Source organism: Pseudomonas helleri (genome assembly GCF_009600315.1).
GTDB classification, from domain to species: Bacteria; Pseudomonadota; Gammaproteobacteria; order Pseudomonadales; family Pseudomonadaceae; genus Aquipseudomonas; species Aquipseudomonas helleri_A.
The window spans coordinates 106,146-122,112 of sequence record NZ_WIWC01000003.1 but is presented as its reverse complement, the minus strand read 5'-3'; the positions used below and the strand labels follow the sequence as shown (position 1 = coordinate 122,112).

13 protein-coding genes are annotated in these 15,967 nt (G+C 53.9%); 6 read left to right on the top strand and 7 right to left on the bottom strand.

The window, feature by feature from the left end; all coding sequences use genetic code 11:
* Positions 1–87 precede the first annotated feature (87 nt).
* From mnmE to rpmH, 5 genes are all read right to left on the bottom strand, one after another.
* Positions 88–1,455: a tRNA uridine-5-carboxymethylaminomethyl(34) synthesis GTPase MnmE gene (gene mnmE, locus GHN86_RS03095; protein WP_153377601.1), complete on the bottom strand. Its 1,368-nt coding sequence runs from the start codon at positions 1,453–1,455 to the stop codon at positions 88–90.
* Between the two features lie 79 nt (positions 1,456–1,534).
* Positions 1,535–3,223 carry a membrane protein insertase YidC gene (gene yidC, locus GHN86_RS03090; protein WP_153377600.1) on the bottom strand — a complete coding sequence of 563 codons (1,689 nt, stop codon included), beginning with the start codon at positions 3,221–3,223 and terminating at the stop codon, positions 1,535–1,537.
* A gap of 2 nt (positions 3,224–3,225) precedes the next feature.
* Positions 3,226–3,471, bottom strand: a complete 246-nt coding sequence (gene yidD / locus GHN86_RS03085; protein WP_048402126.1) for a membrane protein insertion efficiency factor YidD — start codon at positions 3,469–3,471, stop codon at positions 3,226–3,228.
* Positions 3,464–3,865: a ribonuclease P protein component gene (gene rnpA / locus GHN86_RS03080; RefSeq protein WP_199750893.1), complete on the bottom strand. Its 402-nt coding sequence runs from the start codon at positions 3,863–3,865 to the stop codon at positions 3,464–3,466. The genes yidD and rnpA overlap by 8 nt, the downstream gene beginning before the upstream one ends.
* 16 nt (positions 3,866–3,881) lie before the next feature.
* Positions 3,882–4,016, bottom strand: coding sequence for a 50S ribosomal protein L34 (gene rpmH, locus GHN86_RS03075; RefSeq protein WP_003213577.1), 135 nt, complete (start codon positions 4,014–4,016; stop codon positions 3,882–3,884).
* Between the two features lie 564 nt (positions 4,017–4,580).
* Here rpmH and dnaA point away from each other — a divergent pair.
* From dnaA to GHN86_RS03045, 6 genes are all read left to right on the top strand, one after another.
* Entirely contained in the window at positions 4,581–6,098 is a 1,518-nt protein-coding gene (dnaA, locus tag GHN86_RS03070) for a chromosomal replication initiator protein DnaA (RefSeq protein WP_323369155.1), read from the top strand.
* 38 nt (positions 6,099–6,136) lie between these two features.
* Positions 6,137–7,240 (top strand): DNA polymerase III subunit beta, encoded by a 1,104-nt coding sequence (gene dnaN, locus GHN86_RS03065; RefSeq protein WP_153377599.1) that lies wholly within the window; start codon positions 6,137–6,139, stop codon positions 7,238–7,240.
* Between the two features lie 21 nt (positions 7,241–7,261).
* A complete protein-coding gene (gene recF, locus GHN86_RS03060; protein WP_153377598.1) occupies positions 7,262–8,365 on the top strand; it encodes a DNA replication/repair protein RecF in 1,104 nt (367 codons plus the stop codon).
* Between the two features lie 5 nt (positions 8,366–8,370).
* On the top strand, positions 8,371–10,788 hold the full coding sequence (gene gyrB, locus GHN86_RS03055; RefSeq protein ID WP_153377597.1) for a DNA topoisomerase (ATP-hydrolyzing) subunit B: 2,418 nt from the start codon (positions 8,371–8,373) through the stop codon (positions 10,786–10,788).
* Between the two features lie 198 nt (positions 10,789–10,986).
* Positions 10,987–12,642: a GMC family oxidoreductase gene (locus tag GHN86_RS03050; RefSeq protein WP_153377596.1), complete on the top strand. Its 1,656-nt coding sequence runs from the start codon at positions 10,987–10,989 to the stop codon at positions 12,640–12,642.
* Between the two features lie 90 nt (positions 12,643–12,732).
* Complete coding sequence (locus tag GHN86_RS03045; protein WP_153377595.1) at positions 12,733–14,355, top strand: MFS transporter; 1,623 nt, start codon at positions 12,733–12,735, stop codon at positions 14,353–14,355.
* Between the two features lie 221 nt (positions 14,356–14,576).
* Here GHN86_RS03045 and GHN86_RS03040 read toward each other — a convergent pair whose 3' ends face one another.
* On the bottom strand, positions 14,577–15,347 hold the full coding sequence (locus GHN86_RS03040) for a lysophospholipid acyltransferase family protein (RefSeq protein ID WP_153377594.1): 771 nt from the start codon (positions 15,345–15,347) through the stop codon (positions 14,577–14,579).
* Positions 15,348–15,426: 79 nt separating this feature from the next.
* A complete protein-coding gene (gene gmhB / locus GHN86_RS03035) occupies positions 15,427–15,966 on the bottom strand; it encodes a D-glycero-beta-D-manno-heptose 1,7-bisphosphate 7-phosphatase (RefSeq protein ID WP_194286184.1) in 540 nt (179 codons plus the stop codon).
* Position 15,967: the final 1 nt, after the last annotated feature.

Here is a 15,967-nt window from a genome sequence, read left to right as displayed (position 1 = left end):
TCAGGGGGGTTGAAGCCGTGAGATTAATTGCGTGTAGTCGCCGTCATCTGAGCGATGGGCTGCTACGCAGCCCTTTTAATCAACGCGCTATTTACCGATACAAAAACTGGAGAAGATTCGTCCCAGTAGATCATCCGAGCTGAATGCCCCGGTAATCTCGCCCAGTGAATGCTGCGCCTGGCGTAAATCCTCAGCCAGCAACTCTCCTGCTCCCGCCAGCGTCAACTGCGCTCGACCATGCTCCAACGCTTTGCTGGCGTGTTGCAATGCCTCCAGGTGACGCCTGCGTGCGCTGAAGCTGCTTTCAGAGGTCTGCTCGTAGCCCATGCACGCTTTCAAGTGCTCGCGTAGCAGGTCGAGGCCTTCGGTCGATCGTGCGCTCAGGTTGATAGTCACATGGCCATCGCCACTGATTTCCAGCGCTACAGGCTCGCCACTCAAGTCAGATTTGTTACGGATCAACGTCACTTTCGCCGGATCAGGGCGCTGTTCGAGAAACTCCGGCCACAGGGCGAATGGGTCATCAGCCTCCGGTGCGGTAGCATCGACTACAAGCAGTACGCGATCAGCCTCACCAATAGCTTTGAGCGCACGCTGTACGCCGATCTTTTCCACATGATCGTCCGTATCTCGCAACCCGGCAGTATCGACCACATGCAACGGCATGCCATCGATGTGGATATGTTCGCGCAGTACATCACGGGTAGTGCCCGCAATTTCGGTAACGATGGCAGCTTCGCGTCCGGCCAGGGCATTGAGCAAGCTCGATTTACCGGCATTCGGACGGCCAGCAATGACCACGGTCATGCCATCACGCAGCAAAGCACCTTGACCGGCTTCACGCTGAACAGTGGATAACTCTTCGCGCACCTTGTCGAGCATGCCCAGTACATGGCCATCGGCTAAGAAGTCGATTTCCTCTTCCGGGAAATCAATTGCGGCTTCGACATAGATGCGCAGACCGATCAATTGCTCGGTCAAGTTATGCACACGCTGCGAGAAAGCACCCTGCAGGGAACGCAATGCGTTACGAGCGGCCTGTGCAGAACTCGCCTCAATGAGGTCGGCAATCGCTTCGGCCTGAGCCAGGTCGAGCTTGTCATTCAAAAATGCCCGCTCGCTGAATTCCCCAGGGCGAGCCAAACGGCAGCCCAGTTGAATGCAGCGCTGGAGCAGCATATCCAGAACAATCGGACCTCCGTGCCCCTGCAGCTCCAAAACGTCCTCGCCGGTAAACGAGTTGGGACCGGGGAAATACAGCGCAATCCCTTCGTCCAATACTTCCCGGTTTTCACCATAAAAAGGGCCGTAATGGGCATAGCGTGGTTTTAACTCGCGCTCACTGAACGCTTTGGCCGCCACACTGGCCAGCGGCCCGGAAATACGTACGATCCCCACGCCACCTCGGCCTTGGGCAGTCGCTACAGCGGCAATGGTCTCAGCCGGAACACTCATAAAGAGGCCTCAAAACAAAAGTGACAGATAGCAAAACGCCCCACTAGGGGGCGTTTTGAGTGGTGCTTATCAGAGTAAGTTACTCAGCGACTTTTTTGGTAGCCGCTTCAACTTTACGCGTGATGTACCACTGTTGAGCGATGGACAAGCAGTTGTTCACAACCCAGTACAGCACCAGACCTGCTGGGAACCACAGGAAGAAGAAGGTGAAGATGATTGGCATCAGCTTCATCACCTTGGCCTGCATCGGGTCCGGCGGAGTCGGGTTAAGACGCTGCTGGATGAACATGGTTGCGCCCATGATGATCGGCAGAATGAAGAACGGGTCTTTGATCGACAGGTCGGTAATCCAGAGCATGAACGGCGCTTGGCGCATTTCAACGCTTTCCAGAAGTACCCAATACAAGGACAGGAAGACCGGCATCTGCACCAGAATCGGCAAGCAGCCGCCCAGTGGATTAATCTTCTCTTTCTTGTACAGCTCCATCATCGCTTGCGACATTTTTTGGCGGTCATCACCAAACTGCTCTTTCAGAGCAGCCAGTTTTGGTGCCACGGCGCGCATGCGAGCCATCGACTTGTAGCTGGCCGCCGACAGAGGGAAGAAGATCCCTTTGATCAGCATGGTCAAGAAGATGATTGACCAGCCCCAGTTACCCACAATGCTGTGGATTTGTTGCAGCAGCCAGAAGATAGGCTGAGCAATGAACCACAGGAAGCCATAGTCAACGGTCAGTTCCAGGCCTGGGGATAACTCTTTGAGTACCGCCTGGCTTTTTGGACCTGCGTACAGAACTGTGCTGGTTTCGCCGGTTTTACCTGGTTCAACGGTCAACGTTGGGCCAGTGAAACCGATGATGTAATTGCCTTGGCTGTCTTTGCGGGTCTGAACGACGTTGTTATCGCCCTTCTGAGGAATCCACGCAGTCACAAAGTAGTGTTGCAACCAAGCTACCCAGCCACCCTGAACGGTTTCTTTCAGCTGGCCCTTGTCGATATCTTTCATCGACACTTTTTTGTACGGCTCAGAACTTGTCCACAGGGCAGCGCCCAGATAAGTCGCTGTACCGGTAGCGGTGCTGGAAGAAGGATCTGAGCTGGCGTCACGTTTCAATTGCGCGAACAGGTTGCCGTTCCACGGCTTGCCGCTCTCGTTATCAATCAAATAGGTGACTTGTACATCGTAAAGGCCGCGCTTGAGTGTGAAGCGCTTGATGTAGTTAACGCCGTTTTCGCTGAATTTGAGATCAACAACCATCTGATCCTGGCCTGGAGCCAGTTCATAGGTCTTTTTCTCAGTGCTGAAAACCGGTCGACCACCTGCACGTGCATCCGGACCATCAGTACCTGTCAGGCCACTTTGGGCCAGATAAGTACGTTCGTTACCGTTGTCGAACAGCTGGAATGGAACATCCGGGCGATCCTGGCGACGCGGGTAAAGCGGCAGTCGCAACTGGGCAATGTCACCACCCTGTGGATCAATTGCGATATCCAGAACATCCGTTTTTACATGGATGAGGTCTTTGCTTGCAGCTGCAACCGGTGTTTCGGTTGGCGTGCTGGTATCAGCATTGGCGCTCGGGACATCGGCACTGTTAGCAGCATTGTTACCTGTAGCCGTGTCGGGCAAAGCCGGCGCGGAGGTGCTGCTGGCGGCAACATTCTGAGTCGGCAGGGCAGCTTGACCGTAGTCCTGGTTCCATTTGAGAACCATAACGTAGGACACGACTGCGAGAGCGACGATCAGGATCGTGCGTTTAATATCCATGATTACTCGGCCATCGAAGAAGAACGGGAGGTAGGGATAGGTGGAACCGGGTCGTAACCACCGGGATTCCACGGGTGACAGCGACCTAAACGACGAAAGGTCAGCCAGCCGCCGCGAAGAACGCCATGATTTTCGATGGCTTCCAACGCGTAGCAGGAACAACTGGGGTAGAAACGGCAGTGGCTGGCCATCAAAGGACTAATGGCATAACGATAAAACTGGATCGGAACGAGTGCCAGTTTACGCATCAGGACTGCCTACCCCTACAGTTTCGGATTTCACCGCTGGAACTGGCGTGTTACGGGCCAGACGCTTCCAGAGCTTGCCAAAATGCTGAATCAATTCGGGGTTCTCTACGTCACCCAAACCTTTGCGCGCGACGATAACGATATCCCAACCAACCAGTAAATCCTGGTGGAGACGAAACGATTCACGCATCAAACGCTTAAGGCGATTGCGCTCAACGGAGAGCTTTACGCTCTTTTTACCGATCACTAACCCCAAGCGGGGGTGATCCAGTTCGTTGCTACGCGCAAGGAGCAGGAGATTTTTCCCCGGAACCTTGCCGGTGGGGGAGTCAAAGACTGCCTTGAAGTGTCGGGGAGTGAGTAACCGCTTTTCCCGACTGAAGTCCTGACTCACCACCATTGTCTGATTATCAAACTGCCAGACGTGCACGGCCTTTGGCGCGGCGACGCGACAGGACTGCACGGCCGTTTTTAGTTGCCATGCGAGCACGGAAACCGTGAGTGCGGGCGCGTTTGATAGTGCTTGGTTGGAAAGTACGTTTCATGTCGTGCTACCTGGTTCGTCCACAACGGGCCGGAATGGCCCCCGTTTTAAGAGACCGGCGATTCTAGAGAATGCAGGCCCATAGGTCAATTTCCAACCAACCTTTCCTGCTAAATAGATGTCGCCCCTGTTCAGCCAAACCAATGGCCGTCCAGTTATAGAAATAAAAAAATGAAGTATTTAAAGCTTTTTTAAAGATGTAACTACTCTTAGGGGCGCCATCTTCTGTGGATAACTCACTGTAGGCCTGAAAAGACAAGGCTTTCAGGGGATGACAAAGTTGTCCACAAGCCGTGCTCTGCCTGTGCTGCGCCCTCGGAAAAGCTGTGTATGAAAGGCAGGTTTATCCACAGGCGAGTTACGCACAGACTTTCAACCCTACTTGTGCAACGGGCTTAGCCCTGCTTATCCACAGAGCTTATGCACATACCATTTGTCGCTTTTTTACTCAGAAAAAATAGGTGTTCTTCTTATAGAGGCTCAACCTACATGTGGATAAGTGCGCGAGTGATCGCTACAATGGCGCCTGTTTTTGCCTCACCGGCTTTCAACTTAGGGGATATCCGTGTCAGTGGAACTTTGGCAGCAGTGCGTAGAGCTTTTGCGCGATGAGCTGCCTGCCCAGCAATTCAACACCTGGATCCGTCCACTACAAGTCGAAGCCGAAGGCGACGAGTTGCGTGTGTATGCACCCAATCGGTTTGTACTCGACTGGGTTAATGAGAAGTACTTGAGCCGTTTGCTTGAGTTGCTGAACGAGCACAGCAACGGCATGGCGCCAGCGCTGTCCTTATTAATAGGCAGCAAACGCAGCTCGGCACCTCGTGCAGCACCCAATGCGCCACTGGCCGCCGCCGCCTCTCAACAGGCGCCAGCTCCGGTTCCAGCGCCAAGTGCTCCGGTCAACACAACGGCTGCTCCCGCTTCTGCCGCTAAACCGGTAGCGCCAGCGAGCGAAGAACCTTCACGTGCCAGCTTTGATCCAATGGCGGGTGCCAGTTCGCAACAGGCACCTGTTCGCGCCGAGCAACGGACCGTTCAGGTTGAAGGTGCGCTGAAGCACACCAGCTATCTGAATCGTACGTTTACCTTCGAAAACTTCGTGGAAGGTAAATCCAACCAACTGGCTCGCGCTGCGGCGTGGCAAGTCGCGGATAACCCTAAACACGGGTACAACCCGCTCTTCCTCTATGGCGGCGTTGGTCTGGGTAAAACTCACTTGATGCACGCGGTGGGTAATCACCTGTTAAAGAAGAATCCGAATGCCAAGGTGGTGTACCTGCACTCGGAGCGTTTTGTAGCGGACATGGTCAAGGCCTTGCAGCTCAACGCTATCAACGAGTTCAAGCGTTTCTACCGTTCGGTGGATGCACTGCTGATCGATGACATTCAATTCTTTGCCCGTAAAGAACGGTCTCAGGAGGAGTTTTTCCACACCTTCAACGCCTTGCTTGAAGGCGGTCAGCAAGTGATTCTGACCAGTGACCGTTACCCCAAAGAGATCGAAGGCCTCGAAGAGCGCTTAAAATCACGCTTTGGTTGGGGCTTGACCGTAGCGGTTGAACCCCCTGAGCTTGAAACACGTGTGGCGATCCTGATGAAAAAGGCCGATCAGGCCAAAGTCGACTTGCCTCACGATGCCGCCTTCTTTATCGCACAGCGCATCCGTTCCAACGTGCGCGAGCTTGAAGGCGCGCTCAAACGCGTGATTGCTCACTCGCACTTCATGGGCCGTGACATCACCATCGAGCTGATTCGCGAATCCCTTAAAGACTTGCTGGCGCTGCAAGACAAGCTGGTGTCTGTGGATAACATCCAGCGCACAGTGGCTGAGTACTACAAGATCAAAATTTCGGACTTGCTCTCCAAGCGCCGCTCGCGCTCGGTGGCGCGTCCTCGACAGGTCGCGATGGCTCTGTCCAAAGAACTGACCAACCACAGCCTGCCGGAAATCGGCGATGTGTTTGGCGGTCGTGATCACACCACGGTTTTGCACGCATGCCGCAAGATCAACGAACTCAAGGAGTCCGACGCGGACATCCGTGAGGACTACAAGAACCTGCTGCGTACACTGACAACCTGATGACAACACCGCAGCTTATTAAGGCAAGGGACTAGACCATGCATTTCACCATTCAACGCGAAGCCCTGTTGAAACCCCTGCAACTGGTCGCAGGCGTCGTTGAACGCCGCCAGACCTTGCCGGTATTGTCCAACGTGCTGTTGGTTGTCGAAGGCCAGCAACTGTCGCTGACCGGTACCGATCTTGAAGTCGAACTGGTGGGTCGCGTACAGCTTGAAGAGCCGGCTGAACCTGGCGAAATCACCGTACCTGCGCGCAAGCTGATGGACATCTGTAAAAGCTTGCCCAACGATGCGCTGATCGACATCAAGCTTGATGATCAGAAGCTGGTCGTTAAAGCAGGTCGTAGCCGTTTTACACTGTCGACATTGCCAGCCAATGATTTCCCGACTGTTGAAGAAGGCCCAGGCTCGCTGACCTGCAATCTGCAGCAAAGCAAACTACGTCGCCTGATTGAACGTACCAGCTTCGCCATGGCTCAGCAGGATGTCCGTTACTACCTCAACGGCATGTTGCTGGAAGTCTCTGCCGGCATCATTCGCGCAGTGGCAACTGATGGTCACCGTTTGGCCATGTGCTCGATGAAAGCCGATATTGGTCAACCAGACCGTCACCAAGTGATTGTCCCGCGCAAGGGTATTCTTGAGCTGGCGCGTTTACTGACTGAGCCTGATGGCGAAGTGAGCATTGTGCTGGGCGCTCACCACATTCGTGCGACCACCGGTGAATTCACGTTCACCTCTAAACTGGTTGACGGCAAGTTCCCGGATTACGAACGCGTCCTGCCTAAAGGCGGCGACAAGATTGTGATTGGTGACCGTCAGGCATTGCGCGAAGCGTTTAGTCGTACTGCGATTCTGTCTAACGAAAAGTACCGCGGTATTCGTCTGCAATTGGCCAATGGCCAATTGAAAATCCAGGCCAACAACCCGGAGCAGGAAGAAGCTGAAGAAGAAGTTGGCGTGGACTACAACGGCGGCTCGCTGGAAATCGGCTTTAACGTGAGCTACTTGCTGGACGTGTTGGGCGTAATGACCACAGAACAAGTGCGTTTGATTCTGTCTGACTCCAACAGCAGTGCCTTGGTGCAAGAGTCTGATAACGACGATTCGGCATATGTCGTTATGCCGATGCGCCTGTAACTTATGCACAGCCTGCGCTAGATGTCCCTCAGTCGTGTCACAGTCACCGCGGTGCGTAACCTGCACCCGGTGACCTTCTCACCCTCCCCCCGCATCAATATTTTGTACGGCGCCAACGGCAGCGGAAAAACCAGCGTGCTGGAAGCTATCCACTTGCTGGGATTGGCGCGCTCCTTTCGCAGTGTGCGGCTTAACCCTGTGATTCAACACGAACAGCAGGCATGCACCGTGTTTGGTCAGGTTGAGCTGGCGGAAGGTGGACACAGTGCACTGGGTATTTCGCGTGACCGTCAGGGCGAGTTCCAAATTCGTATTGATGGGCAAAATGCTCGCAGTGCTGCTCAACTGGCAGAAATCCTTCCCCTGCAGTTGATCAACCCGGACAGCTTCCGTCTGCTGGAAGGCGCTCCAAAGATCCGTAGGCAATTTCTCGACTGGGGCGTGTTCCATGTTGAGCCGCGCTTTATGTCTACCTGGCAGCGCCTACAGAAGGCCCTACGGCAGCGGAACTCATGGCTGCGGCATGGTACACTTGACGCCGTTTCACAAGCGGCCTGGGACCGGGAATTGTGCCTGGCCAGTGCCGAAATAGATGAATACCGTCGAGCCTATATCAAAGCCTTGAAACCAGTCTTTGAACAAACTTTAAGCGAGCTGCTTGAGTTGGAAGGGCTAACGCTGAGTTATTACCGAGGCTGGGACAAAGACCGTGAGCTGAGCGCTGTGCTCGCCGGGTCTGTCCACCGTGACCAGCAAATGGGCCATACCCAGGCTGGGCCACAACGAGCTGATTTGCGCCTTAAAATCGGTGCACACAATGCCGCTGAAATCTTGTCGCGGGGTCAGCAAAAGCTAGTGGTCTGTGCGTTGCGTATTGCCCAAGGCCATTTGGTTAGCCAGGCACGGCGGGGCCAATGTATTTATCTGGTAGATGATTTGCCGTCCGAGCTGGATGAGCAGCATCGTCATGCCCTTTGCCGCTTGTTGGAAGACTTACGCTGCCAGGTCTTTATTACCTGTGTAGATCACGAATTATTGAGGGAAGGCTGGCAGACGGAAACGCCAGTTGCCCTGTTCCACGTGGAACAGGGCTGTATCACCCAGACCCACGACCATCGGGAGTGAAGGCATTGAGCGAAGAAAATACGTACGACTCAACGAGCATTAAAGTGCTGAAAGGCCTGGATGCCGTACGCAAACGTCCCGGTATGTACATTGGTGATACTGACGATGGCAGCGGTCTGCACCATATGGTGTTTGAAGTAGTCGATAACTCCATCGATGAAGCGCTGGCTGGCCATTGCGACGACATCACCATCACTATTCACCCGGATGAATCCATTACCGTGCGCGATAACGGCCGCGGCATTCCGGTGGATGTGCATAAAGAAGAAGGCGTTTCCGCGGCAGAGGTCATCATGACCGTACTGCACGCCGGCGGTAAGTTCGATGACAACTCCTATAAGGTTTCTGGCGGTCTGCACGGTGTAGGTGTATCCGTTGTTAACGCCCTGTCCGAATTGCTGGTGTTGACCGTTCGCCGTAGCGGCAAAATCTGGGAACAGACCTATGTCCATGGTGTGCCGCAAGCACCAATGGCGATCGTTGGCGAGAGCGAAACGACGGGTACTCAGATCCACTTCAAACCTTCGGCTGACACGTTCAAAAACATTCACTTCAGCTGGGACATCCTGGCCAAGCGGATTCGTGAACTGTCCTTCCTTAACTCCGGTGTGGGTATCGTCCTTAAGGATGAGCGCAGCGGTAAGGAAGAACTGTTCAAGTACGAAGGCGGCTTGCGTGCGTTCGTTGATTACCTGAACACCAACAAGACCCCGGTCAACCAAGTGTTCCACTTCAACGTTCAACGTGAAGACGGCATCGGTGTAGAAATCGCCCTGCAGTGGAACGACAGCTTCAACGAGAACCTGTTGTGCTTCACCAACAACATTCCGCAGCGCGATGGCGGCACGCACTTGGTGGGCTTCCGCTCTGCCCTGACGCGTAACCTCAATACCTACATCGAAGCTGAAGGCTTGGCCAAGAAGCATAAAGTCGCCACGACCGGTGATGATGCTCGTGAAGGTTTGACGGCCATTATTTCGGTGAAAGTGCCGGATCCCAAGTTCAGCTCCCAAACCAAAGACAAGCTGGTGTCTTCCGAAGTGAAGACGGCTGTTGAGCAGGAAATGGGTAAGTTCTTCTCCGACTTCCTGCTGGAAAATCCCAACGAAGCCAAACTGATTGTCGGCAAGATGATCGACGCGGCACGCGCGCGTGAAGCCGCACGTAAAGCCCGTGAGATGACCCGCCGCAAAGGTGCGCTGGACATCGCAGGCCTGCCCGGCAAACTTGCTGACTGCCAGGAAAAAGACCCGGCACTGTCCGAGCTGTACCTCGTGGAAGGTGACTCTGCTGGCGGCTCCGCCAAGCAGGGACGTAACCGCCGCACTCAAGCCATCCTGCCGTTGAAAGGTAAAATCCTCAACGTCGAGAAAGCCCGCTTTGACAAGATGATTTCTTCGCAAGAAGTAGGCACTTTGATCACCGCATTGGGCTGCGGTATTGGTCGCGAAGAGTACAACATCGACAAGTTGCGCTATCACAACATCATCATCATGACCGATGCTGACGTTGACGGTTCGCACATCCGTACCTTGCTGCTGACCTTCTTCTTCCGTCAGTTGCCGGAACTGATCGAGCGCGGCTACATCTACATCGCTCAGCCACCGTTGTACAAAGTGAAAAAGGGCAAGCAAGAGCAATACATCAAAGACGACGAGGCCATGGAAGAGTACATGACCCAGTCGGCTCTGGAAGACGCCAGCCTGCACTTGAACGAAGAAGCCCCGGGCATTTCGGGCGAGGCGCTGGAGCGCCTGGTGTATGACTTCCGCATGGTCATGAAGACCCTTAAGCGTTTGTCGCGCCTGTACCCACAGGAGCTGACCGAGCACTTCATCTACCTGCCAGCCGTTACCCTTGAGCAATTGGGCGACCATGCTGCCATGCAAGAGTGGATGGCGAAATTTGAAGCCCGCCTGCGCCTGAATGAAAAATCAGGTCTGGTGTACAAAGCGAGCCTTCGTGAAGACACTGAGCGTAATGTGTGGTTGCCAGAGGTCGAACTGATCTCCCACGGCCACTCAACGTTCATCACCTTCAACCGCGACTTCTTCGGCAGCAACGATTACAAAACCGTTGTTACCTTGGGCGCCCAACTAAGCACCTTGCTCGATGAAGGCGCTTACATCCAGCGTGGCGAACGTCGTAAACAAGTGACCGAGTTCAAAGAAGCCCTTGAGTGGTTGATGGCTGAAAGCACCAAGCGCCACACCATCCAGCGCTATAAAGGTCTGGGCGAAATGAACCCGGATCAACTTTGGGAAACCACCATGGACCCAAGCGTGCGTCGCATGCTGAAAGTCACCATTGAAGATGCGATCGGCGCCGATCAGATCTTCAACACCTTGATGGGGGACGCCGTAGAACCGCGTCGTGAGTTCATCGAGAGCAACGCACTGGCAGTGTCCAATTTGGACTTCTGATGTGTGACTGACTGGGGTAGATGTTTATCCACAGTTTAAAAAAACCGCCCCATCTCAAGATGGGGCGGTTTTTTTTTACGTGGATAAACCTGCTGTGCAAAAACGCACAAGCCGTAGGTGAAATCGCATCTATTCAACCTAAAATTATTCAATAGGATGGTGCAGACTGAACAATAAATAAAAGGCGCGAGGTCTTAGATGCCATCAGCCAATCAGGTGTACGACTACATCATTGTGGGCGCAGGACCCGCAGGCTCTGTACTGGCGAATCGGCTGTCTGCTGATTCCAAAAACAACGTACTGCTGCTTGAAGCGGGTGGTGAAGACAACTACCCGTGGATACATATTCCTGTGGGTTACCTCTACTGCATCGGCAATCCGCGTACCGACTGGTGCTTTAAAACCGAAGCGCAGGCCGGTTTGCAAGGTCGCAGCCTGAGTTATCCCCGAGGCAAAGTTCTGGGCGGTAGTTCGTCAATCAACGGCATGATTTACATGCGAGGCCAGGCAAGCGATTACGACCGTTGGGCCGAGCAAGGTAACCCTGGCTGGGCCTGGAAAGATGTTTTGCCGTTATTTAAACGCAGCGAAAAACACCATGGCGGCGATTCGGACTTACACGGTGCGGGTGGTGAATGGCGGGTTGAGCAACAGCGCTACTCGTGGTCGATTCTGGATGCGTTCCGGGAGGCTGCTGCCCAAAGCGGGATTCCCACCGTTGCGGACTTCAACACCGGCGATAACCAGGGCTGTGGATACTTTCAGGTCAATCAACGTGCCGGTGTGCGCTGGAATGCATCCAAGGCTTTCCTGCGGCCCGTGCTCAAGCACCCGAATTTGACTGTCTTGACCCATGTTCGAGTCGACAAGGTGGTGCTTGAAAACCTTCGCGCCACACAGGTGCGCGCCCGCTGGAAGGGTGCCGAGACGATGTTCACCGCGCGCCGAGAAATTATTTTGTGTGCCGGAGCAGTCAGTTCTCCAGGCATCTTGCAGCGCTCCGGTATCGGCCCTCGCCCTTTGCTGGAAAGTATGGGAATAACCGTTGTGCATGAATTGCCTGGCGTAGGCGGCAACTTGCAAGACCATCTTCAATTGCGGCTGATCTTCAAACTGACGAATGCTCGAACCCTGAACCAAGTAGCGAACAGCCTGTGGGGAAAAGTCGGTATGGGCCTGCGTTATGCCTACGACCGCAGTGGTCCACTGGCGATGGCGCCGAGCCAACTCGGGGCGTTCGTTAAATCTGATCCCGGGCAACCTTCCGCAAACTTGCAGTACCACGTGCAACCTCTTTCACTTGAGCGCTTTGGCGAACCGTTACATACCTTCCCGGCATTTACGGCATCGGTGTGTAACTTGCGGCCCAAAAGTCGGGGGCGTATTGATATTCGCTCTGCCAACCCTGACGACGCCCCCTTGATCGACCCTAATTACCTGAGCCATCCAGACGATTTAAAGGTGGCCGCCGATGCCATCCGCCTAACCCGAAAAATTATCGCAAACCCTGCGCTCCAGGCTTTCTGCCCCGAAGAGTATTTGCCGGGCATTGAATTGCAAACAGAGCAGCAGTTGCACGAAGCTGCCGCCCGCATAGGGACCACAATCTTTCACCCGGTGGGCACGTGCCGCATGGGCCAGGACACTGAGGCGGTGGTGGATGCCGAGTTGCGGGTTCACGGTGTTGCAGGATTGAGAGTCGCAGATGCGTCAATCATGCCCACTATTGTGTCGGGCAATACGTGTTCACCTACGCTGATGATTGGAGAGAAAGCTGCACAGATGATTCTTGCCGTACGTATTCATACAAAAGAAACAGACCACATTCGTGAAACAGTAATACCGGTCGCCTGAAGGCGATCGTGGTTTCGGTCGCAGTCATCCGAAACCGACAGTGGACAACAACAATAATCACTGTGGCCTACAAGGCCGAGGGCATTGAATATGTCGGACTCACTTGCACAAACCGCCGCTCCCGCCAAGGGAACAACCGGCCGTGAAGAACGTAAGATTATTTTTGCGTCATCCCTCGGAACCGTATTCGAGTGGTATGACTTTTTCTTGTATGGCGCTTTGGCCACGGTCCTGAGCAAGCAGTTTTTTGCCGGGGTTAACGACACCACTGCGTTTATCTTTGCGTTGATGGCTTTTGCTGCGGGGTTTTTGGTGCGCCCATTTGGCGCGTTGGTCTTTGGCCGCTTAGGCGACATGATCGGGCGAAAATATACCTTTCTCATGACCATCATTCTGATGGGCATATCCACTTTTGCAGTGGGTCTGCTGCCGACTTACGCCAGCATTGGCATTGCCGCCCCGATCATGCTGGTGGTGTTGCGCATGCTGCAAGGGTTGGCGCTGGGTGGTGAATACGGTGGGGCTGCCACATACGTGGCCGAACATGCCGCCCCACGCAAGCGTGGTTTCAATACCAGCTGGATTCAATCAACCGCCACCTTGGGCCTGCTGCTCTCGTTGGTGGTCGTGCTGAGCTGCCGCTACCTCACAGGTGATCAGTTTGAGGTCTGGGGCTGGCGCTTGCCGTTCCTGCTGTCCATTGTGCTGCTGGGTATTTCTACCTGGATCCGCATGAGCATGCATGAGTCGCCTGCCTTCGCGAAAATGAAAGCCGAAGGAAAAACAAGCAAATCGCCGATCCGTGAGTCGTTCGGCAAATGGGAAAACCTGAAAATTGTGCTGATTGCTCTGTTCGGCATAAACGCGGGCCAAGCCGTGACGTTCTATACGGCGCAGTTCTACGTGCTGTTCTTCCTCACTCAGATGCTCAAGATGGATCCGGCACAAGCCAATATGCTGCTGATTATCAGCGTGGTAATTGGTGCGCCCTTCTTTATCTTCTTTGGTTGGCTGTCTGACCGTGTAGGGCGCAAACCCATTCTGATGTTGGGCCTGTTACTGGCCACCGTGCTGTACTTTCCGTTGTTCAAAGCGCTAAGTCATTACGCGAACCCGCAGATTGATACGGCCAGCCGTCAATCACCGATTGTGGTGATGGCAGATCCATCCACCTGCACCTTTCAGTTTGATCCGGTGGGTAAGGCGCGTTTTGACAGCCCGTGCGACAAGGTTAAAACCTTTCTGGTGAAACAAGGTTTGCCCTACACCTCACAAGCTGCTGCCCCCGGCACAGGAGTACAGGTTTCGGTCGGTGAACAGAAAATCAGTGGTTTTGACGAAGCGGCCCTGCGTGCAGCGATAACAGAGGCCGGCTATCCGGCCAAGGCTGACGCGAGTTCGGTGAACGAACCGATGGTGGTACTCATCATGGTGCTTCTGACCCTGATCGCCACCATGACTTACGGCCCGCTTGCGGCAGTGATGGTGGAGCTGTTCCCGACCCGCATTCGTTATACCTCTATGTCACTGCCCTACCACATTGGCAACGGTTGGTTCGGTGGCTTTCTGCCGACCGTGTCCTTTGCTTTGGTGGTGTACACCGGGGATATTTTTTATGGGTTGTGGTACCCGATAGTGATTACGGGCGTCAGTTTTGTGGTTGGGATGTTGTTTCTCAAGGAAACCAGAAATGTGAATATCGATAAGGTTTGAACTTGCGCCGTTTTACCCTCTCCCGGAGGGAGAGGGGCCACTAACGATGGAAGTATCAGGCATAAAAAAACCGACTAAACGTCGGTTTTTTTATGCCTCAGAAAAACTTATGCACGTTTTTCACTGAAAATTAATAACCAGAAATTAGTATATAAATCATAAGGTTATGGCTTGTTTTCAAGAGAAATAAAAAAACTTGCGCACAAGTTATCCACAATTTTTCAAACCACTGCTGTTTCTTCCTGCACAGCTAAAGGTGGCAATGACCCCATAGCCCGCTGAGCATCTTCATTCCAGGCTTGCACACGGTCATTCAGCTCGGCGATTGCTCGCGGGCCTGTGCCGTTGGCGTACATAGGCTTGCCAATCACCAGCTCAATGGTCCCTGCCTTTTTAGCCCAGCCGGTCTTGGGCCAGAACTTGCCGGCATTATGGGCAATCGGTAGTACCGGCAAGTCAGCATTGACCGCCAAAGCTGTGCCTCCGCGGGAAAACTTGCCGATCTGACCATAGGGAACGCGTGTGCCTTCAGGGAAGATCAGCACCCAGATGTTGTCCTTAAGCAGCTCATCCCCCTTTTTGGCGATGTGCTTGAGCGCCGCCTTTGGGTTATCCCGGTCAATGGCAATCGGACGTAGCATTGCCATTGCCCAGCCAAAAAACGGCACGTAAAGCAATTCGCGCTTAAGCACCTGACTCAACGGCTGAAAGTAAGCCGAGAGAAAAAATGTCTCCCAGGTACTTTGGTGGTTGGCCAAAATGACACAGGGGCGCTTAGGGATGTTTTCAGCACCGGTGACTTTGACGTTGATGCCTAGAAACACCCGTGTCAGCCATAGTGCACAGCGGCACCAGTACACGTTGATAAACCGATAACGCGCACGAAAGGGCAGGAAGGGGGCGACAAAAAAGCTCAGCGAGCACCACAACAAAGAACTGGTACCCAACAGCAGGTAAAAGAAAAAAGTTCTGATGGCCTGCAGGATCGACATAGCGTCTTTTACCGTTGCTGACTAAAACCTACCCGAACAAGGCCTGCATTCACGAGACAGGCAATGGTTCAAAGCGGCTTTATTTGTTGATAAGTTCTGCGGCAATTGCCGCCAGATCGTCAAATACTAGAGTATTAACCGGAAACACTTTGGTTAAAGTTTGTAGGCCTTTTCCGGTTTTTACCAAAACTGGCTGAGAACCGACGGCTTCAGCAGCCTGCAAGTCACCTAAACTGTCGCCCACGAACCAACATTCTGCCAAGTCAGCGCCGTAATGAGTGGCAATCGTGCGCAGCATGCCAGGCTTGGGCTTGCGACAATCACACCCTTGATCAGGGCCGTGAGGACAATAAACGATAAGACCGACCTCCCCACCCTGCTCGGCCACTAACGCACGCAAGCGTGCGTGCATGGCGTCGAGGGTCGCGAGGTCGTAGTAACCGCGGGCAATGCCGGACTGGTTGGTGGCAATCGCCACCGTCCAGCCGGCCTTGCTCAACTGCGCAATGGCCTCGATCGCGCCGGGAAGTGGTATCCACTCCTCCACAGACTTGATGTAAGCGTCGGAGTCGTAATTGATCACTCCGTCCCGATCGAGAATCAGCAGTTTCAACAGCAGC

Coding starts and splice junctions, on each gene's coding strand:
- rpmH (WP_003213577.1), bottom strand. CDS start 4,016: ATGAAACGTACTTTCCAACCAAGCACTATCAAACGCGCCCGCACTCAC.
- GHN86_RS03050 (WP_153377596.1), top strand. CDS start 10,987: ATGCCATCAGCCAATCAGGTGTACGACTACATCATTGTGGGCGCAGGA.
- mnmE (WP_153377601.1), bottom strand. CDS start 1,455: ATGAGTGTTCCGGCTGAGACCATTGCCGCTGTAGCGACTGCCCAAGGC.
- GHN86_RS03045 (WP_153377595.1), top strand. CDS start 12,733: ATGTCGGACTCACTTGCACAAACCGCCGCTCCCGCCAAGGGAACAACC.
- yidC (WP_153377600.1), bottom strand. CDS start 3,223: ATGGATATTAAACGCACGATCCTGATCGTCGCTCTCGCAGTCGTGTCC.
- yidD (WP_048402126.1), bottom strand. CDS start 3,471: ATGCGTAAACTGGCACTCGTTCCGATCCAGTTTTATCGTTATGCCATT.
- recF (WP_153377598.1), top strand. CDS start 7,262: ATGTCCCTCAGTCGTGTCACAGTCACCGCGGTGCGTAACCTGCACCCG.
- dnaN (WP_153377599.1), top strand. CDS start 6,137: ATGCATTTCACCATTCAACGCGAAGCCCTGTTGAAACCCCTGCAACTG.
- GHN86_RS03040 (WP_153377594.1), bottom strand. CDS start 15,347: ATGTCGATCCTGCAGGCCATCAGAACTTTTTTCTTTTACCTGCTGTTG.